The 18834-nt window shown below is 60.6% G+C and carries 18 protein-coding genes; 11 read left to right on the top strand and 7 right to left on the bottom strand.

Going from position 1 to position 18834, the window contains the following annotated elements:
• Nucleotides 1-97: 97 nt before the first annotated feature.
• On the bottom strand, nt 98-271 hold the full coding sequence (locus BDK88_RS18855; RefSeq protein WP_130501695.1) for a DUF1059 domain-containing protein: 174 nt from the start codon (nt 269-271) through the stop codon (nt 98-100).
• Nucleotides 272-555: 284 nt separating this feature from the next.
• Nucleotides 556-1065 carry a nitrous oxide reductase accessory protein NosL gene (locus BDK88_RS18850; protein WP_165397004.1) on the bottom strand — a complete coding sequence of 170 codons (510 nt, stop codon included), beginning with the start codon at nt 1063-1065 and terminating at the stop codon, nt 556-558.
• 249 nt (nt 1066-1314) lie between these two features.
• Between BDK88_RS18850 and BDK88_RS18845 the strand changes: the two genes are divergently transcribed.
• Nucleotides 1315-3027, top strand: a complete 1713-nt coding sequence (locus BDK88_RS18845) for a SulP family inorganic anion transporter (protein ID WP_130501693.1) — start codon at nt 1315-1317, stop codon at nt 3025-3027.
• A 102-nt stretch (nt 3028-3129) separates the two neighbouring features.
• On the opposite strand, the gene BDK88_RS18840 is transcribed toward BDK88_RS18845, so the two are convergent.
• Entirely contained in the window at nt 3130-3438 is a 309-nt protein-coding gene (locus BDK88_RS18840) for a hypothetical protein (RefSeq protein WP_130501692.1), read from the bottom strand.
• Between the two features lie 332 nt (nt 3439-3770).
• On the opposite strand from BDK88_RS18840, the gene BDK88_RS18835 reads away from it, so the two are divergent.
• The 6 genes from BDK88_RS18835 to BDK88_RS18810 all read left to right on the top strand — a co-directional run bounded on the left by BDK88_RS18835 (nt 3771) and on the right by BDK88_RS18810 (nt 10114).
• A complete protein-coding gene (locus BDK88_RS18835; protein ID WP_130501691.1) occupies nt 3771-4043 on the top strand; it encodes a PadR family transcriptional regulator in 273 nt (90 codons plus the stop codon).
• Between the two features lie 147 nt (nt 4044-4190).
• Nucleotides 4191-5042 (top strand): DUF6544 family protein, encoded by an 852-nt coding sequence (locus BDK88_RS18830; protein ID WP_130501690.1) that lies wholly within the window; start codon nt 4191-4193, stop codon nt 5040-5042.
• A gap of 376 nt (nt 5043-5418) precedes the next feature.
• Nucleotides 5419-7029 (top strand): long-chain-fatty-acid--CoA ligase, encoded by a 1611-nt coding sequence (locus tag BDK88_RS18825; protein ID WP_130501689.1) that lies wholly within the window; start codon nt 5419-5421, stop codon nt 7027-7029.
• Nucleotides 7030-7607: 578 nt separating this feature from the next.
• Entirely contained in the window at nt 7608-7931 is a 324-nt protein-coding gene (locus BDK88_RS18820) for a hypothetical protein (protein WP_130501688.1), read from the top strand.
• 94 nt (nt 7932-8025) lie between these two features.
• Nucleotides 8026-9801 (top strand): nitrite/sulfite reductase, encoded by a 1776-nt coding sequence (locus BDK88_RS18815; RefSeq protein WP_130501687.1) that lies wholly within the window; start codon nt 8026-8028, stop codon nt 9799-9801.
• Nucleotide 9802: 1 nt separating this feature from the next.
• Nucleotides 9803-10114: a DUF6360 family protein gene (locus BDK88_RS18810; RefSeq protein WP_008014609.1), complete on the top strand. Its 312-nt coding sequence runs from the start codon at nt 9803-9805 to the stop codon at nt 10112-10114.
• A 169-nt stretch (nt 10115-10283) separates the two neighbouring features.
• On the opposite strand, the gene BDK88_RS18805 is transcribed toward BDK88_RS18810, so the two are convergent.
• From BDK88_RS18805 to BDK88_RS18790, 4 genes are read right to left on the bottom strand one after another with little or no spacing between them, the layout of a single operon-like run.
• Nucleotides 10284-11072: an ABC transporter permease gene (locus BDK88_RS18805; protein WP_130501686.1), complete on the bottom strand. Its 789-nt coding sequence runs from the start codon at nt 11070-11072 to the stop codon at nt 10284-10286.
• Nucleotides 11069-11932 carry an ABC transporter permease gene (locus tag BDK88_RS18800; protein ID WP_130501685.1) on the bottom strand — a complete coding sequence of 288 codons (864 nt, stop codon included), beginning with the start codon at nt 11930-11932 and terminating at the stop codon, nt 11069-11071. Before BDK88_RS18800 ends, BDK88_RS18805 begins: the two co-directional genes overlap by 4 nt.
• The gene (locus BDK88_RS18795; RefSeq protein ID WP_130501684.1) at nt 11929-12972 is read right to left on the bottom strand and encodes an ABC transporter ATP-binding protein; all 1044 of its coding nucleotides are present in this window, start codon (nt 12970-12972) and stop codon (nt 11929-11931) included. The genes BDK88_RS18800 and BDK88_RS18795 overlap by 4 nt, the downstream gene beginning before the upstream one ends.
• A 6-nt stretch (nt 12973-12978) precedes the next feature.
• Nucleotides 12979-14055, bottom strand: coding sequence for an ABC transporter substrate-binding protein (locus tag BDK88_RS18790; RefSeq protein WP_130501683.1), 1077 nt, complete (start codon nt 14053-14055; stop codon nt 12979-12981).
• 148 nt (nt 14056-14203) lie between these two features.
• On the opposite strand from BDK88_RS18790, the gene BDK88_RS18785 reads away from it, so the two are divergent.
• The 4 genes from BDK88_RS18785 to BDK88_RS18770 are packed head-to-tail and all read left to right on the top strand — an operon-like array spanning nt 14204 to nt 18774.
• A complete protein-coding gene (locus BDK88_RS18785) occupies nt 14204-15004 on the top strand; it encodes an enoyl-CoA hydratase/isomerase family protein (RefSeq protein ID WP_242611723.1) in 801 nt (266 codons plus the stop codon).
• A gap of 35 nt (nt 15005-15039) precedes the next feature.
• Nucleotides 15040-17199 (top strand): acetate--CoA ligase family protein, encoded by a 2160-nt coding sequence (locus BDK88_RS18780; RefSeq protein WP_242611722.1) that lies wholly within the window; start codon nt 15040-15042, stop codon nt 17197-17199.
• Nucleotides 17192-17989 carry an enoyl-CoA hydratase/isomerase family protein gene (locus BDK88_RS18775; RefSeq protein ID WP_242611721.1) on the top strand — a complete coding sequence of 266 codons (798 nt, stop codon included), beginning with the start codon at nt 17192-17194 and terminating at the stop codon, nt 17987-17989. The genes BDK88_RS18780 and BDK88_RS18775 overlap by 8 nt, the downstream gene beginning before the upstream one ends.
• Nucleotides 17986-18774, top strand: a complete 789-nt coding sequence (locus tag BDK88_RS18770; RefSeq protein WP_130501680.1) for a carbon-nitrogen hydrolase family protein — start codon at nt 17986-17988, stop codon at nt 18772-18774. Before BDK88_RS18775 ends, BDK88_RS18770 begins: the two co-directional genes overlap by 4 nt.
• Nucleotides 18775-18834 lie beyond the last annotated feature (60 nt).

The raw sequence follows: 18834 nt of genomic DNA, 5'->3' as shown, positions 1-18834 counted from the left end.
CCCACCGGGGAGTGTCATCTATGTGTGCCAGATTTTCTTAACTATCTGTTGAAATAGTGGAAGAATAGACTGTAAATAAACCAACGTCCTCTGCTTGTTAGACGACCTGTAGATGTTCCTCCCGGAGTTCGTCGTCCGTGACCTCTTGTCCGTGAGCCTCCTTCATGTGTCTCTGAGCCAGTTCTACCGCCTCTTCTTCGTCTTCCGATTGAATAATAAACCGGCACGTGTCGGATACCGATTCACAATCGAGTTTGTGTGCGTCGGCCATCGGTTCTCACTCCTGTTTCTCCGTGGTGACGGTGCTTCATAACCCAGTCATTGTTACCAAGCACCAGTCTCATCTACCACCATATATTATTTAGTGATTTCTGACAACACATATATGGGATTTTAGGAGAGGTTCTATCGAGCGATCTAGTTATTCACGGATACATCAATGCGGGGCGGTTGAATTCATCACGAAAAAGGCGGAATCCGGAAATTGGGTCCGCCACAACACTGGCTTCTCAGCCCGTTTTGAGGGTGCAGAAATGGCCCGAAGCGCGCCGTCCGTCAGTCGGACTCGTTTCCGTCGAGTAACTGCCCTCGATATAGCTCGGCGATGTCCAGATCGAACTCATCGATCGAGATGACGGTATCGTCGTCGAGATCGTCGTACTGCTCGACGTACGCTGTCGCATCCGTTTCGTCACGGAACGGCAGCGGGTTCAGTCGCATCGGGTCATCAACGCGGTCGGGGTCCGTCTCGAGCACGAAACTCGCCTGGAGTGCGTCGATCAGGTCACGGGTTTCGAAATCGTGCGCCCATGCCCCCACTATCGGTACGTCGGGGCCGTCGAACTGCTCAGGCACGACGTAATACGTGGTCAGACAGCCGGGCGTGCAAAAGTACACCCGCGTGCTGTCCTCATGGGCGAGTTGCGCGTTCCAGTCTGGGAACTTCGCAGGGACCATGTTACAGACCGCACAGTTCGCATCCGATGGGACGTCGGTCGGTTCGACCGCATCGCTTGTGTCCGACGCTTCGGAGTCGCCTTCTGCAGCGACAGAACCCGATGCCATAGCTGCAGTCGTTCCGAGTGTTGCGGCCGCGCCGAGGGCCATGAATCTGCGTCGGTGAACGTCGTGAACAGATCGCGAATTCGCCGTACATCGTGGGTCATCATCAGTCATACCTATCCACACACCGTCGCTGGTAGTAAAGCCGACACCTGCAACGCTATCACATCGCGTGTAACCGCTACCCCCCCACTTGTATCGTGTAGCACTTGCCGGTGAAGGCTAAATAGTAGCCGACCTGAATTTATCACGATGGCCGATTCGTTCGGCGACCGTCTCGAGTCGGCACTCGACTCGATGGTTCCTCTCATCGAGTGGCTACCGAACTATAATCCCTCGTGGCTTCGACGTGACGTACTCGCTGGGATCACGGTCACGGCGTCGGTGATCCCTGAAGGGCTAGCATATGCATCGCTGGCGAATATGCCGCCGGTGACGGGGCTGTATGCCGGGTTGCTGGCAACCGCTGCGTACGTGTTCTTCGGCACCTCGAGACAAGTGATATTCGGACCGACGTCAGCACTGGCGATCCTGCTGGCGGCAAGCGTCGGGTCGGTCGCGACCGGTGGAACGGCCGCCTACGTCGGGCTCGTTTTCTGGACAACGGTCCTCGTCGGCGTCTTTGCCGTCGTCGCCTGGCTCTTCCAGCTCGGATTCCTCGTTCATTTCATTTCCGATTCAGTCCTCACTGGCTTCTCAACGGGGGCAGCATTGTACATCATGTCGACCCAGATCGGGCCACTGTTTGGCATCGACGGCGCAAGCGGTGTCTTCTTCGAGCGACTCGCCTACATCGGAACGCATCTGGGTGCGACGAACCTCCCGACGCTGCTTCTCGGTGTCGCCGCTATTGCCGTCCTCGCACTTGGAGAGTGGCGATTTCCACGCCTTCCAACGGCTCTGATCGTCGTCCTGGCGTCGATTCTCCTCCTCACGGTCACTGACCTCCAACAGCAGGGGGTCGCCATCGTAGGACAGATTCCGAGTGGCCTCCCAGCGTTGACAATTCCCGCAGTGCCATCCTTATCGACAATCCGGTCACTCATCCCGATCGCCGGGGCCTTGTTCTTGCTCTCGTATGTTCAGGGAATCGGTGCGATCGAGACGTTTGCTCGAGAGAACGACTACGAGATCGACGCGAATCAGGAACTCCTCTCGACCGGCGTCGCCAACCTCGCCGCTGGTCTCGGTGGTGGGTTTGCCGTCGGTGGAAGTATGTCCCGCTCGGCGCTGAACGACGCGGTCGGTGGGAAAACACAGGTCACCAGTGCGATCGTTGCGGGCGCGCTCGTGGTCGTCTTGGTGTTTCTGACGGAGATCTTCACGAACCTCCCCGAAGCAGTTCTCGCGGCCGTCGTCATCGTTGCCGTCACGAGCCTCATCGACCTCTCGGGACTGCGTCGTCTCTACACAGTCAGTCCGTCCGAGTTCGCCATCGCCGTGGCAGTGTTGGTGGCCGTGCTCGCCTTCGGGATGCTCTGGGGTGTGCTCATCGGCGTCGTTCTCTCCCTCCTGAACGTCATTGCACACGTTTCTGCGCCGGTCACCGCTGTTCTTGGACGCGTCCCAGGAACTGATAACTTTGTTGAACGGAAGCGCCACCCCGAAGCCAAACCAGTACAGGGTGCCTTCGTGTATCGAGTCGACGCACCGCTGTTCTACGCAAATGCGACCACCATCCGTGACGATCTTCTGGATCGGGTCGACGCCGAAGAGACAGTGCCCTCTCTCGTCGTGTTCGATCTCATCTCGTCGCCGTCGATCGATGTCACCGCAGCAGAGATGCTCGAGGACCTCCACAACGACTTACAGAAACGAGAGATCGATCTCCGTGTCGCAGGCGCTGACCCGCAAGTCGCTCGAGTGCTCCGAGCGACTGACCTCGAACAAAAGATTGGACAGATCGGTGATGAAGAACCCGTCGTCGAGGTTATCCAGCGATGGGAACGGGACACAACGAACTGACCTTCTCTCGCGCCTAAAGACATCCCCAGAATTCTTGATACGGTCTGCTGTCCCGATGTCCCGGTAGACCCCCGTTCTCGAATACAATGACCTCGAGGCAGGTTACTGAGCGGTGCCACCAAACCGTTCGGGGATCACTGTCCGCTCGACGAGAAACGTGACTGCAAGACCGATAACGCTGCCAAGTATGCCGACGTCGATGAAAAAGAGGAGTCCCTCAACAACGAATCCAAGGCCAATGACGAGTGGGACACAGAGGAGCACGATCCCAGTTACAACGTAACTGAGACGTTCGCGCTGTTCTTTGGAAACACGATCACGAATAAGCCACGTGATCGGACCAAAAATGAGACCGGTCACGACAGCGAATACTGCGACCCATCCCCACGGACTGGGCTCGTAGCTACTCACACGTGTCCCCGTAACGAGTGCGATGAGAATCAGTAAGCCAATTCGTGCAAGTTGGCGTGATCGGTATGATCCTAGCATAGACCTGTGGTCGTGTTGTCGTGCATCGCTAGCTACCTTCAGTATATTTGAAACATTGGAGAAAGTCACCGAATGTCGAGCGAAATGTGACGGCGAATAAAATACGAGGAGACTATTCCTCAGTGATCGATTTCGGCCGCTGTGGAGTGTCCCGCTCGATTTCAGCATGACAAATAAAGAGACGGCCAGTTGCGCCACCTTACAGTGGTGTACGTGTTGGATAACAAATATTGAATCAGCTGAACGCCTGTGACATGGATGACCTCACAGGATTTCAACGAGACCTGCTGTACGTGATCGCTGGGTTCGAGCGACCGTCTGGACAGGACATCAAAGAAGAGGTTGAGGAATACTACAGTAGCGAGATCAATCATGGCCGGCTGTACCCGAATCTCGACACCCTCGTCAACAAAGGCCTCGTCGAGAAAGGACAGCTCGACAGGCGAACGAACTACTATGCGATTACAGCGGACGGCGAGCAAGCGATCGTGGACCGACAAGAATGGAAATCACAGTATATCGGTTAACGGCGAGACCGGCCGTGTTCACTGCGGTCTCGAGCAACGATAGTGCCATCGATCGTAACTCACAGTTGCGTCGAAGGGATCCCCTCGCAGTGAACCAGCAACAAGCAAGCGGAATATGGTTTCGGACGCTGATGTGACCGTATAGCTATGTTCTCAGGTCGCATTCGAGAACGCGTCGGTGGTATCGGTATCGCGCTTCTCGTCATCGTTCTCGCCAGCATCGGCTGGCGTCGGCGTGAGACGGCCCGGCGCGTGGCCGAGCTTCGACAGGCTGCGACCACGGGACGTGAGCGCGTGGTCACCGAAGATGATCTTGACGGACTACCCACTCCCGTCCGCACATATTTCGACACCGTCTTGCAGGAGGGACAGCCAGTCATCGACTCGGTCCGCCTCGAACAGACCGGTAAACTGCGCCCCGGCGATGCAACATCGTCGTGGAAACCGTTTACAGCGACCCAGCACGTTACTGTCGATCCGCCAGGGTTCCTCTGGGATGCGTCAGTCAGCCTTGCGCCGCTCGTCTCGGTTCGCGTCCGTGACCGGTTCCACGACTGGACGGGGGCTGCGAGCGTGTCGCTGTTCGGTGTCATCCCACTCGAGAGGGGCGACTCGAGTCCGGAACTGGAAGAAGCAGCACTGATGCGGTACCTCGCCGAGGCGGTGTGGTATCCGACTGCGCTCCTTCCCACAGCGGGGGTCGAGTGGGAGTCGATCGATGAGCGGACGGCGAAAGCGACCATCGAAAACGGGACCGTGTCCGCTTCGCTCACGTTTTCGTTTACCGAAGACGATGAGATAGCTCGCGTCCACGCTGATCGGTATCGACGTGTTGAGGATGGCTACGAGTCGACACCCTGGTCCGGCTACTGGCGAAACTACGAGACGCGAAACGGTGTTCGCGTGCCGACGGAGGGAGAGGTCGTCTGGCACCTCCCGGACGGCGACATGCACGCGTGGCAGGGACAGCTCACGGCGCTGCAGTACAACAAGTTGTGACAGCCGTTTCGATCGCTCATCGTGTCCGTTGGTCCACTCACTGCGAAGTAGCGATAGATTCAACAGTGTGTTTGGTATAAACTATCATGGCTGCCAGGGCAGCCAACGAGGACAGTCGTTTGCCGCAACTCGAGGGTGAGGACGGTGTCCCTCCCAACACTACTCGCCCTCTCCTGTGACTTCCGGCTTCTAATCTCCATCCGACTCCGTGTCCCAACCACTACCAGACGCGTTGCTGCGACGTATCCGAGAACGTCCCGGATACTCACGCACGCACATCTAACAGATTCAGTCTATCACGAATTATTATACCTAATTTGTTGCGAAATTCGGGGAATTGAGTTAGTTTTAAACCACCGCCAGCACTCGATTGAATATGGATCGACCACTGCTCGTCCCACAGTTTTTAGACCGTGCCCGAACGTATTTTGGCGAGGAAGAGGCCATCGTTGCTGCGAACGGCGATCGATTCACCTACGACGAGTTCGGCGAGCGAGCCGACCGACTCTCGGCGGCGCTGCAGGACCGCGGGGTCGAAAAAGGCGACCGCGTCGCCGTGCTCGCGCCCAACACCCACTACCACCTCGAGTCCGTCTACGGGATCACCCAGATCGGGGCTGTTCACACGCCCCTAAACTACCGGCTTGTCCCGTCGGACTTCGAGTACATGCTCAACGACTGCGACGTGACCGCGATCATTGTAGATCACGAGTACGCCGATCAGGTCGAGGCCGTCCGTGACGAGGTTCCGGTCGAGACGTTCATCGCGTCCAACGCCGACGAGGTCGACGGTGACTGGGAGGACTTCGACGAGGTGCTCGCTGACACCGAGCCGACGTACGACCGGCCCGAGATGGACGAAGAGGACATCATCACGATCAACTACACCTCGGGGACGACGGGCGATCCGAAAGGCGTCATGCGAAACCACCGCGGCGAGACCATCCACGCCTACTCTTCGTCCGTCCACCGTGACATCAGCGATGACGACGTCTATCTGTGGACGCTGCCGATGTTCCACGTCAACGGCTGGGGTCACGTCTTCTCGATCACCGGTATCGGCGGCACGCACGTCTGTACGCGCGGCGTCGACGCGGCCGACGTGTTCGAGACGATTCAGGAGGAAGACGTCTCGTACTTCTGTGCCGCACCGACCGTGCTCAACATGCTGCTCGATTACCACGAGACGAACGATCCGGTGACGACGGGCGACAACGACGTTCGCGTCGCGACCGCTGGCAGCGCCCCGCCGGAATCGACGATCCGAACCGTCGAAGACGAGTTTGGCTGGGAACTGGCACACGTCTACGGTGCGACCGAGACCGGCCCGCTCATCGCCACCTCCGAGGTCAATCGCTTCCTCGAGGACGATCAGGCCCGCTACGACATCAAGAAGCGACAGGGAATCCCGATGCTCGGCACGGAGATTCGCGTCGTCGACGACGACGGCAACGAGGTCCCGTGGGACGACGCGACGATCGGCGAGATCGTCGTCCGTGGCAACCAGATCATGGAAGGCTACTGGGAGAACCCCGAGGAGACGGAACGGGCGTTCAACGACCGTCTCGAGGGCTGGTTCCACATGGGCGATCTCGCCACCGTCGACGAGAACGGCATGATCGCGATCCAGGACCGCAAGAAGGACATCATCATCTCCGGCGGCGAGAACATCTCGAGTATCGAACTCGAGGACACGCTCTACGAACATCCCGAGGTCGCCGAGGTTGCCGTGATTCCGTCGCCGAGCGACCAGTGGGGCGAGACGCCGAAGGCGTTTATCGTGCCTGCCAACGGTGATCCAACGGATCCCGGTGTGACCGCCGAGGAGATCATCGACTTCACTCGTGAGAACCTCGCGAGCTATAAGGTCGTTCGCCGGGTCGAGTTCGTCAAGCAACTGCCGACGACGGCGACTGGGAAAGTCGAAAAGTACGAACTGCGCGAGCAGGAGTGGGACGAGGAAGACTCGCTGGTCGGTCAGGGATAACAGGAGCCGACAGCACGCGCTCACACGGGACATCCCTCTCTCGCTCGTTGTCACCGAATCGAGATCGCGGACATCAGTCTCGTTGACGTATCGCCAATTCTGACCGTCGTCAGTGGCTGAATTTCATATCTTTATCGGTTGAAATAGCAAATACGACAAAGATATAATTGTGCTCACGTGATGGGGTGTATGGTTCGTTATGCGGCCTCGCGGTGTTCCACCTGCGGTGGAAAACAAAAACTACGAGCGGATAACTCTGCCTGGTGTCCAAACTGCGCGCAGTTTTTCCCCACTGCATCGAAGTCGTAAGCCCTCGAGTCGCCCAGTCCTCGAAGCGAGCGCGATTTCTGTACGTCTCCATGAAACATCGAAGATGCTCGCTTCCATCCCCAGCACAACCTGGTGATCAGAACGAGTCGCGTGCTCGCTTATACCGGCTATTCTCTCCGATATCTGGGTTCGGCCGAAACGGTTCGAACCCGCTGCTGTCATGCTGTTTTCGGCGAACACGGCGTCGGCACGTCGGTAAGGTTTGCACGGGGCGATAGACGAAGGGCGACAGTGGGCCAACGTCCCGTATGTCGATCGCCCTGCGAACGCTCGACGACGGCGCGTGGATCAGCATCAACGATAGTCGGCAGGTGAGCGTCAGCGACGTCTGGTCGCTCACTACCGGCGCGTTCTGTGATTGTTCTCCAGCGTACGTCCTGCTCGAGGCGTTCGTCGACGTCGACATCGACGGCTCGATCGTCGTCGCCCACGCAGTCGGGCAGTGTCTCGAGTGTGGCACGCGTGATTCGATCGAGCGCCTTCCCGTCGGCCGCATCGTGAACGACGACTTCTATCCATACGACCCCGAGGACGTCCAGTGGCTCGTCGAACCCGACGGCGAACGTCCGTAAGTCGCTGGTGGCAAAGACGACCGGAACCGCCGAGACGCGGGGAGAACTGACGACAGACGACGTGTCTTATGTGTACCTTCCATATGCGGTCGTAATGCCTACCGACGTCGAGCACTGGAAGGACGAACTCTATGGAACCGAAATACGCGCCGAGATCGAGCGCTTCGCCGAGGAGGGCTGGGAGTCGATTCCCGAAGACGAGCGAGACGCTTGGTTCGAGCGCTTCAAATGGTTCGGCTTATACCACCAGCGGGCCGGGCAAGAATCGTACTTCATGCTCCGGATCGGCCCGCCGAGTGGCGTCCTCGAGCCGGGCCAGTTCCGGCGCATCGTCGAACTTGCCGACGAGTTCTCTCGCGGCCCCGCCAAAAACCCCGAGTTCGGCAACGGCTGGCTCGACGTGACCACCCGGCAAGCGATCCAGCTCCACTGGATCCGACTCGAGGACGTCCCCGAAATCTTCGAGCGCCTCGAGGACGTCGGGCTCTCGACGGTGCAGGCGTGTGGTGACTCCTGGCGGAACATCGTCGGCTGCCCGGTCGCCGGCAAGGACAAACACGAGCACGTCGATGCGGGTGCCCTGGCAACCGAACTCAACGAGACGTTCAAGCAGAACGAGGCACACTCGAATCTCCCGCGGAAGTGGAAGGTGTCGGTGACGGGCTGTGACGAAGGCTGTGGGCAGGGCGATATCAACGACCTCTCGTTTGAACCTGCCGAGAAGGTGATCGACGGGGAGACGGTGACCGGCTACAACGTCCGCGTCGGCGGCGGCCTCTCGCGCAACGAGCCGCGATTCGCCCGGAACATCGATGTCTTCGCCACCCCAGAGCAGGCCGTCGACGTCGCGGGTGGACTCTCCGCGCTCTTCCGCGACCACGGTGACCGCGAGAACCGCTACAACGCTCGCATGAAGTTCCTCGTCGACGACTGGGGGCCCGAAACGGTCCGCGAGACGCTGCAGGAAGACTACGTCGACTTCGAACTCGAGACGGCCGGCGACGATCTCCGTGAGTCGTACTCGTACAACGCGGGCGACGCCGACGGCAAACACGACCACGTCGGCGTCCACGAACAGGCAGACGGGAACTTCTACGTCGGACTGAACGTCCTCGTCGGCCGGATTGGCGTCGACGACGCCTCCGAGATCGCCGATGCGGCCGAGGCGTACGCCTCCGGTGAAGTGCGGCTGACGCAGCGTCAGAACATCATCCTCACGGACGTTCCTGACGAGAACCTCGACGCGCTGCTCGCAGAATCCGTGTTCGAGGAGTACAGCCCCGATCCGCATCCGTTCCAGCGCGGCTCGATCGCCTGTACGGGCACCGAGTTCTGCTCGCTTTCGATCGTCGAAACGAAGAATCGGCAGGTGCGCTACGCCCGCTGGCTCAAGGAGAACGTCGATCTGCCGGACGGCGTGGAGGACTTCCACATTCACCTGTCTGGCTGTACGGCCTCGTGTGCCCAGCCTCAGATCGCCGACGTTTCCCTGCGAGGGATGAAAACGCGCAAGAACGGCGAACCGGTCGAAGCCCTCGATATCGGGCTCGGCGGCGGACTCGGAGAGGACCCACAGTTCGCCTCCTGGGTCGCCGAACGCGTCCCGGCGGACGAAGTCCCCGGTGCGATCGCGAACTTGCTCGAGAACTTCGCGGCTGCCCGCGACGGCTCGGAGAGTTTCCGAGAGTTCGTCCTCGAGCGAGACGACGAGGAACTGGCCGATCTCATCGAGCCAGAAGAGACGGATTACGATGATCCGTACCTGCACAATACGAAGCGCACCTGGTATCCCTACGCCGAGGACGACGACCTCGAGGCAAGTCCTGCTCCGGCACGAGCCGACGGGACACCGATTCCATCGGACGACTAACATGGCTGACCGGCTAATGAAAGTCAACGCGTACACGACTCTCGATCTCGTCGACGCCGTCGTGACGGGCCACGACTTCGAGACGGAATCGCTAGCCGTCGTGAACGCAACAGCGAATCGAGACGACCCCGACTGCGTCCGGTTGCAGTTCGAACTGGACAACATGACCGAAGCCCACCTGCCCGCGCATATGGAAGCCCTCGAGTTGACGCCCGAACAAGCTCGGACGCTTGCGGCGGACCTCGAGAAACACGCCGCGCGCGTCGAGGAGGCACACGACACGCAGTCGGCTGCGGATCGTTCCGACGCCTAATTACCATCCATACGGACTCCTGTCAGTCAGTTCCGGCGGGACCGTACCCCACACCGCGAGCCCACCGGGACAGCGGGACAGCAGCCCGTCTCAGAAAACGTAACACCTTACTTACCAATCCGCATTTGAACACTGCCGGGGAACCAACGACCATCGAGGAGGATACGAATTACGTAGACGAGAGCTTTCGGCTAGCGAGTGCGAGGACGAGCATGACGACGATGAGCACGACCGAGAGTGCGTTGATCGTCGGGGTCAGCCCTGTTCGGAGCATCGTGTAGATGACGACCGGAACGGTGCTGGTGCCCGGCGAGATGAGAAACTGCGTTGCCGTGAACTCGCCGAACGAGACGACGAACGCGATGAACGCGCCAGCGAGGATGGCTGGCGAGATGATGGGGCCAGTCACGTGCCGGAACGTGGTAGCGGGATCCGCACCGAGAACGCGCGATGCGCGCTCGAGGTCCCGGTCGTAGGTGAGCAACTCCGAACGCACCAGCAAGAAGACGTACGGAAGCGACAGCACCGTGTGGCCGAGGATGAGCGCCGGAAAGCCCGACGGAAGCTGGATGGTGCTGAAATAGCGGACGAGCGCGATTCCCGTGATGACGGGCGAGATGATCATCGGGAGGAGCATGACCGTCGATATCTGTTCTTTGTAGGGGAACTCCCCGCGAACGAAGCCGATAGCGGCGATCGTCCCGATGATGGCAGACAGGATCGCCGATACCGTCGAGACGATCAGGCTCACCGTGAGCGCGTTGAGTAGTCGCTGGTCAGCCAGCAGTTCCTGGTACCACTTGAGCGAGAACCCCTCCTGTGGAATCGCCGGGAAATTCTGTGGCGTGAACGATGTCAGGATGACGATCAGGACCGGCAACAGGAGGAAGGCGAATACGAGCGTGATGAGCGCCCGGAACGTGACTCCCTCGAGCCGTGCTGTCGTACGTGTACTCATATGTTCCCAAGCACCTCCTGAAGATCGAACAGCGTGTTGAACACCAACAGGAGTCCGACGAGCAAGACGGTGTACACGATCGCCAGTGCGGAGGCGAACTGGATGTTGAAGTTGTCCAGGAACGCCTGTGCGATGACGTTCGCGATCATGGTCTGTTTCGGGCCGCCAAGCACAGCCGGACCGAGGAACGAGCCGGCCGCAAGGATGAACACGATGAGACCGGCAGCAACCAGTCCTGGCAGGCTCAGTGGGAAGATGACCTTGGTTATCGTCCGCCACTTCCCGGCACCGAGTACACGCGAAGCGTTGACCAGTTCCTCATCGATGGCGTTCAAGGAGTTGTAGATCGGCAACACAGCGAACGGCAGGTAGACGTTCGCGAGGCCGATAACGACGGCTGGGGTGGTAAACAGCAGGTCCGTCTCGAACCCAGTCAAGTCGGCCAGGGGACCGGCCGGTGACAGGAACAGCAGGATGCCGAAGTAGCGGACGATGTACGCGATCCACAGTGGGACGATGATGAGAATCATCGCTGTGCGGACGCGCTCGGTGCTAAACGCGAGGAAGTACGACAGCATGTACGCCAACGCGAGCGTAACAGCGGTCGTCACGAATCCATAGAGGAACGATCGAACGAACGCGTCCACGTAGATGCCGTTCAGGACACGCCGGTAGGATTCGAACGGCGTCGTCGACCCGAGGTTCAGACTCTCCGGGACCAACAACAGGATCGGCAAGACGAAAAACAGGCCGACGAATCCGAGCCCGAACAGTGCCAGATGTCGATTGGCGATCCGCCCCTCGAGCCCTTCACCGATAATGTGCGTTACTCTCCCCAGACCGCCCCGTTGGACGCTCATAGGACGATCACCCGCTCGGCTGGGAATCTGAGGAAGATATCGTCGTCGACATCGATATCCGGAAACCGCGTGGTGTGTGCAAGCGCCGTCGAGCCATCTTCGAGTGTGGCCGAGAGTTCCGCGCGGTTCCCGAGGTTCGCGATATCGGTTACGATCCCGCAGAACTCGTTTTCGGCCCCCGTCGGCTCCGGGCTCACCTCGATGTCTTCCGGCCGGACGTACAGCGAGACGGACTGGTCGTCGTCGATGCTCGAGTCGGGGAGCGTGATCCGTTTTTCGTCGTTGTAGACGACGGCCTGCCCGTTCTCGTGGGTGACGGTGCCGTTGAACTGTGTCGATTTGCCGACGAACTCCGCGACGAACGGATTAGCTGGCGACTCGTAGATCCGCTCAGGGCTGTCGATCTGCTGGGCCTGGCCGTCGTTGAGGACGACGACCTTGTCCGACATCGACAGCGCATCCTCCTGGTCGTGGGTGACGTACAGCGTCGTGACGTTGACCTCGCGTTGGATGCGATTGAGCCAGCCGCGCATCTCTTCACGAAGGACTCGATCGAGCCCCGTGAGGGGTTCGTCGAGCAGGAGGATGTCTGGTTCGTAGGCGAGCGAGCGAGCCAGCGAGACGCGCTGTTGTTGCCCACCGGAGAGTTCGCCCGGCTTGTGATCGCCGTGGTCGGGCATATCGACGAGCTCGAGTGACTCCTCGACGCGGTCTTCGACGTCGGCCGCGGAGTAGCCATGCATCTTCAGCCCGTAGGCGATGTTTTCCCGGACGGTCATGTGAGGAAACAGCGCCGTCGATTGGAACGCCATCCCGATGTTGCGCTTCTCGGGTGGGAGGTCCGTCACGTCCGTCCCGCGCAGGCGGATGCGCCCATCGGTCGGTTCGACGAGACCAGCGATCGCGTGTAACGTCGTCGACTTCCCACAGCCGGAGGGGCCGAGCAACGTGACGAACTCCCCTTCCTCGATTCGGAAGGAGAGATCCTCGACGGCGCAGAGCTCCCCGTAGTACTTCGTGAAGGTATCTACTTCGAGCATTGGCGGTTAGTTCTGTTTGATGCTGTCGAGTCGCTGGGTCCACTCGTCTTCTTTCGGCAGTACCGCATCCCAGTCGCGGAAGGCCAGATCCTCCGCAGGCGCGTAATCGGGGAGTTCCTGCATCGAACTCGGCGGGTTCTTGACCTGAACGGTGTAATTCATACCCTCTGAGAGAGACAGGAGGTTCTCTCGCTGGTAGGTATGATTGAGCAACTCGTGGGCAGCCTCTTTGTTTTCCGATCCTTTGACGAGCGCGAGGTTGTCGGACCACCCCATCGCACCCTCCTCTGGGATGACGTACTCAATGTTGTCGTAGCCCTCGTTCTGCAGTGCGAGCACGCGGCCGCCCCATGCCTCACAGATCCAGGCGTTCTCTTGTCGGAGGTAGCGAATTGACGTCGCGCCGTCGCCCCAGTAGGCGAAGACGTTTCCATTCTCCTCACGCGCCCGCTGGAACATCGTGTCCGTTTTGTCTTCGTCATCTGGGACCTCATTGATATTGAGTCCCGCTGCGGCCGCCGCGTTCGAGAGCCGGTCGATCGTTCGATCGATGAGCGATACTTTCCCCTCGTATGCGGGGTCAAGAAGTGCGTCCCATGACGTGAGTTCGCCGTCGACCTTGTCCGTATTGTAGGCAAAGCCCGTCGCGCCGTTCTCGCGGATGAGACCCATGGTGTCCTCGCCGTTCATGTTGAACGACAGCGTCCGCGCCGACTCCTTGATATTCTTCTCGTAGTTCGGAACCTGCGAGAGATCGATCGGCTCGAGGATGTCTTCCTGCTGGGCGCGTGCCATCCCGGTGTCGTTGAGCGCGACGACGTCGAACGAGCCAGGGTTTTGCTTGATCAGCGAGATCATCTCCGTCGTTCCGCCAGCCGACGTCCCCTCGACGGTCATCTCCGAATCCCAGCTGTCGAACACGGACATCTGGGTCTCCTGTGTGTTCCCACCGAACCCGAGGAACCGAAGTTTGCTGCCCGAACTGCCACTGAGCACCGATGCACAGCCCGCGAGTGCCGTCAGTGTCCCAACACCTGCTGTTGCCAGTACGTCCCGTCGATCCGCCATGCCTTTGTGTGTCATTGCCGTGAGTTTCTATTACACAATAGTATAATAGTCTTTCCCAGAAAAGTACCATTATTTTGTGAGAATTCTGAATTTGATCCCTATAATTAGGAGCGAGCAAAGATTTATGTGTATAACTGATATGTGTCTACGTAGTCGATTGACCATGACTACCACAGACACGGTGGCGGAGGAACCAACGCGGTATGAACGTGATGGGGACGTCGCACGCGTCCGGCTGAATCGACCCGATAGTCTCAACGCAGTGACGCCTGCGTTATACGAGGGAATCTGCGACGGCCTCGAGCGAGCAGCCGACGACGATGCGCGCGTCGTCGTCCTCGAGGGTGAAGGGCGGGCCTTCTGTGTGGGTGCGGACATGGAGAACCACGACGAGGCCGAGCGCACCCAGAAGGAACGCCGTGAATACGTCTGGCAGGCACAGGAGGCCGCCAAAGCAGTCCAGACGCACCCGCAACCGGTGATCGCGAAGGTTCAGGGATACGCTATCGGTGCGGGTGCTGAACTCGCACTGAGTGCTGATTTCGTGCTCATGGGCGAGGACGCGGAGATCCGATTCCCGGAAGTGTCGATCGGAACGTACATCGGCGGCGGTGTCTCCTACACGTTAGCTGCGCGCGTCGGACAGGCCCGTGCGAAGGAACTCGTCCTCTCGGCGGCGTCGCTGACCGGTGTAGAAGCAGCCGACGAAGGCGTCGTGACGAGCGCACACCCCGACGGGGAACTCGAGGACGCCGTCGACGAATTGGCCGAGGATCTTGCGGGGAACGCCCCGATTCCGATGGAGTTCGCCAAAGAACAGTTCGGGCGTGTCGGCCAGGCAACGCGTGACGACATGCTGACAGCCGAGGCCGAAGCGCTACTGGCCTGTATGGCAACCGACGACTGGCAAGAGGGTGTCGACGCGTTCGCCGAGGACCGCGAGCCGTCGTTCGAGGGGGTCTAACTGTGTCGGACTGTTCGACTGACATCGACCGAATTATGGACCCCGACTCGGTCGCCATCGTCGGCGCGTCCACCGACGAGACGAAACGGGGCTATCAAGCCATTGAGACGCTTCAGGAAGGCGGTTACGAGGGCGAGATATATCCGGTCAACCCCTCCGCTGACGAGATCCGTGGCCTCGAGGTCTACCCGACCGTCTCCGCAATCCCTGGCCGCGTCGACCTCGCGCTCATCGTTACCCCGGCACCGGTCGTCCCGCAGATCCTCGAGGACTGTGCGGACACCGATTTGGCGGGCGCGGTAGTCATCGCCGTCGGATTCGGAGAAGCCGGCGAAGACGGCCAGCAACTCGAAGATGAGATCGTCTCTCTCGCGCGCGAGCACGGGGTCAGACTGATCGGTCCGAACACCTCCGGGATGATCAACGTCCACCAGGGCCTGAACCTCGTCGGCGCGGACACGGTCCCCGAGGGAAACCTCGCGCTGCTCTGTCAGAGCGGGAACATGGCGATCTCGCTGTTCACCGAGGCCGCCACCCGAGAGGGCGTCGGCTTCAGCCACTACGTCGGCGTCGGGAACGAGGCCGATCTCCAGTTCCACGAATACCTGCCTTTCTTCGACGACGACCCCGAAACCGATGCGATCGTCTGCTACGTCGAGGGCATGAGCGACGGCCGGGCCTTCCTCGAGCAGGCCCGCGACGTAACCACGGACACGCCGATCGTTGTCCTGAAAAGCGGGCGGTCTGACGTCGGCAAGCGCTCGGCCTCCTCGCACACCGGATCGCTGGCCGGCGACGCCGCGGTGACCGATGCTGTTCTCGAACAGGCGGGCGTCGTCAGCGTCGAGCGCTCGGACGAACTCCTGTCGGTCGCGAACGCACTCTCGTCGCTTCCCAGCGCCGACGGCGAGAATGTCGCGATCCTTGCGGACGGCGGCGGCCATGCCACGCTCGCAGCGGACGCCCTCGCCGAACGCGGACTTGCCATCCCGCAACTCACGGATGAGGCACAGGACAAACTCCAAGACGTCCTCCCGGACGCGGCCAGCGTCGTCAATCCAGTGGACGTTGCAGGCGGCACGGACGAGGATCAGTCCGTGTTCGTCGACTGCGCGGAAGCCATCATCGCCGATCCGAACGTGGACGCGCTCATGCTTTCCGGCCTCTTCGGGGGCTATGGCATCCGCTTTGCCGAACAGTACACCGATGTCGAGATCGAGGCGGCAGACGATCTGGCCGACCTCGCGGCCGAACACGAGAAACCGCTCGTCGTCCAAAGCGCCTACGAAGGATTCGACACGGACCCGCACGCAGTCCTGCGTGAAAACGGGATTCCGGTCGTCGAATCGCTCGATGTCGCGACAGCGAGCCTCGAGGCCATGGCAACGTACGGCGAGCGCGTCGCAGCCGCCACCGAGAGCAGCGACTTCCGGCTTACCGGGACGACTGACACGGCCGAGACGATCAGCGATGCGCTCGCCAGCGGTCGGACGCAGCTCTCGGAGTTCGAGTCCAAGCAAGCGCTGTTGGAGGCCGATCTCCCGATCACGCCGTTCGAACTCGCGACGAGCTCGGGCGACGCACGGGACGCCGCAGCGTCAGTCGACGGGCCGGTCGCAATGAAGATCGTCTCGCCCGACATCGTCCACAAGTCGGAGGCTGGCGGCGTCGCACTCGAGGTGTCAACTGAGGCGGCCAGCGACACCTACGACGACCTGCTCGCGGCGGCCCGCGACTACGATCCCGGCGCACAGATAGACGGCGTGCTCGTCTCACCGATGGCCGACGCTGGCGTCGAACTCATCGTCGGCGTCGTCGACGACGACCAATTCGGCCCCGTGGTCATGTGTGGCCTCGGCGGTGTCTTCGTCGAGGTACTGGAAGACGTCGCGTTCCGGGCACTGCCGCTTACCGAAACCGACGCTCGATGGCTGCTCGAGGATATCGACGCTCAAGAGTTGCTCGACGGCGCACGCGGGAACCAACCCGTAGACCGCGACGCGGTCGTCGACCTGCTGGTCGCAGTCTCCGAATTCGTCGAAGCCAATCCGTCGGTGTCCGAACTGGACCTAAATCCAGTCTTCGCTACCGACGATGGCGTCGAAGTCGTCGATGCCGCGATTACGCTCGAGTCGGATGGCACTGCCCGAGTCGACGGCGAAGCACCCATTTCGCGAGGTACGACCGATGATTGAAATCGACGCACCACTGCACGTCGAACAGACCAACGACCACGTCGCTCGCGTCACCTACGACCGGCCCGATGCGATGAACGCGTACAACGAACCCCTGCTTCGAGGGGCAGTTGAAGCGTTCGAGCGCTTAGACGAGCGAGACGAGATCCGTGCGATCGTTCTCACGGGCGCTGGTGACGCGTTCTGTGCCGGCGTGGATCTGAACGACATGCCCCTGACCCCGGAGATGGATTTCGCAGAGTACGAGACGGGATTGGGGCTGTTCCAGAACGTCGTCCGAACGATCCGCGGAATCGACACGGCCGTCATCGCGGCGGTCAACGGCTACGCGCTCGGTGCCGGCTGTGATACGGCACTCGCCTGTGACTTCCGTATCGTCAGCGACGAGGGCGTCATCGGTGAGACGTTCATCGACGTCGGGTTCGTCCCCGGCGACGGCGGTGCGTTCCTCTTGCCGCGACTGATCGGCGAGGCACGCGCGAAGGAACTCATCTTCACCGGCCGGAAACTCGCCGGTGAGGAAATCGTCGAGTGGGACCTCGCACGCGAACAGGTCCCCGCGGACGAGCTACTCGACGCGGCCGCAGCATTTGCAGACCAACTTGCCGGCCGTCCACCGATCGCACTTGCCCAGAGCAAGCGGCTCGTCAACGAGAGCTTCGATGTGGACCTCGAGTGCGCACTCGAGGATGCCACTCGCGCACAGCGGATCTGTTCACAGACGGCTGACCACGAGGAGGCGGTCGCTGCCTTCCAGGAGGACCGGGAACCGGAGTTCGAGGGACGATGAAGCGATTCACAGCCAGTGTGGTCCAGTTCGACAGCACGCTCGGCCCGGCAGATGACGGAACGCTCGACCGGATGGCAGAGGCGATCGCCGCCGCCGACGCGGAGCTGGTCGTGTTCCCGGAACTCGCAACGACAGGGTATCACGTCTTCGAGGACCTCCACGACGTCGCGGAACCCATTCCGGGTCCGACGACCGAGGCGCTAAGTGCGGCTGCGTCCGACGCTGGGACCGCGGTGCTGTTCGGGATGCCTGTCCAGGACGGCGACGATGTCTACAATTGTGCGGTCTGGCTCGACGCCGACGGTACTGTGCGTGCACGCTACGACAAGCGCCACCTCTGGAACGACGAGGCCACACACTACACGGCCGGTGATGCGTACACCGTCGTCGACGCACCGTTCGGTCGGGTCGGTATCCAGATCTGTTACGATCTGAACTTTCCCGCTGCGAGTCTGGCGCTTGCGCGTGCCGAGTGTGACGTCGTGATCAATATCGCCGCCTGGACGATCCGGATGGAACGCGACTGGCACACGCTGTTGCCCGCGCGTGCAGTCGAACAGGGCGCGTACGTGATTGGCTGCAACCGCGCCGGCACGGAGGCCGGGACCACGTTCTGTGGACACAGCACGGTGATCGAACCGGATGGGGCGACGGTCGTCGAGCTGGGAACCGGCCCCGGACAGGCCGCTGTCACACTCGATCCCGGCGTCGTCGCGGCCGAGCATGAACGGAACCCGATGCGCACGGACCGTCCGGTGATCGACGCTGATGCGGTCCGACAGTGATCGTATACGCGATCCGGTTGGGAGTCTTCCAATCAAATTCCGCGACGATCGGAACGAACC

The sequence above is a fragment of the Natrinema hispanicum genome, from assembly GCF_004217335.1.
GTDB lineage: Archaea > Halobacteriota > Halobacteria > Halobacteriales > Natrialbaceae > Natrinema > Natrinema hispanicum.
This window is presented reverse-complemented; position numbering and strand designations above follow the sequence as displayed.

Bases quoted from the DNA above. Each gene is read 5' to 3' on its own strand.
- BDK88_RS18855 (WP_130501695.1), bottom strand. From the start codon at position 271: ATGGCCGACGCACACAAACTCGATTGTGAATCGGTATCCGACACGTGC.
- BDK88_RS18850 (WP_165397004.1), bottom strand. From the start codon at position 1,065: ATGGCATCGGGTTCTGTCGCTGCAGAAGGCGACTCCGAAGCGTCGGAC.
- BDK88_RS18845 (WP_130501693.1), top strand. From the start codon at position 1,315: ATGGCCGATTCGTTCGGCGACCGTCTCGAGTCGGCACTCGACTCGATG.
- BDK88_RS18835 (WP_130501691.1), top strand. From the start codon at position 3,771: ATGGATGACCTCACAGGATTTCAACGAGACCTGCTGTACGTGATCGCT.
- BDK88_RS18830 (WP_130501690.1), top strand. From the start codon at position 4,191: ATGTTCTCAGGTCGCATTCGAGAACGCGTCGGTGGTATCGGTATCGCG.
- BDK88_RS18825 (WP_130501689.1), top strand. From the start codon at position 5,419: ATGGATCGACCACTGCTCGTCCCACAGTTTTTAGACCGTGCCCGAACG.
- BDK88_RS18820 (WP_130501688.1), top strand. From the start codon at position 7,608: ATGTCGATCGCCCTGCGAACGCTCGACGACGGCGCGTGGATCAGCATC.
- BDK88_RS18815 (WP_130501687.1), top strand. From the start codon at position 8,026: ATGCCTACCGACGTCGAGCACTGGAAGGACGAACTCTATGGAACCGAA.
- BDK88_RS18810 (WP_008014609.1), top strand. From the start codon at position 9,803: ATGGCTGACCGGCTAATGAAAGTCAACGCGTACACGACTCTCGATCTC.
- BDK88_RS18805 (WP_130501686.1), bottom strand. From the start codon at position 11,072: ATGAGTACACGTACGACAGCACGGCTCGAGGGAGTCACGTTCCGGGCG.
- BDK88_RS18800 (WP_130501685.1), bottom strand. From the start codon at position 11,932: ATGAGCGTCCAACGGGGCGGTCTGGGGAGAGTAACGCACATTATCGGT.
- BDK88_RS18795 (WP_130501684.1), bottom strand. From the start codon at position 12,972: ATGCTCGAAGTAGATACCTTCACGAAGTACTACGGGGAGCTCTGCGCC.
- BDK88_RS18790 (WP_130501683.1), bottom strand. From the start codon at position 14,055: ATGACACACAAAGGCATGGCGGATCGACGGGACGTACTGGCAACAGCA.
- BDK88_RS18785 (WP_242611723.1), top strand. From the start codon at position 14,204: ATGACTACCACAGACACGGTGGCGGAGGAACCAACGCGGTATGAACGT.
- BDK88_RS18780 (WP_242611722.1), top strand. From the start codon at position 15,040: ATGGACCCCGACTCGGTCGCCATCGTCGGCGCGTCCACCGACGAGACG.
- BDK88_RS18775 (WP_242611721.1), top strand. From the start codon at position 17,192: ATGATTGAAATCGACGCACCACTGCACGTCGAACAGACCAACGACCAC.
- BDK88_RS18770 (WP_130501680.1), top strand. From the start codon at position 17,986: ATGAAGCGATTCACAGCCAGTGTGGTCCAGTTCGACAGCACGCTCGGC.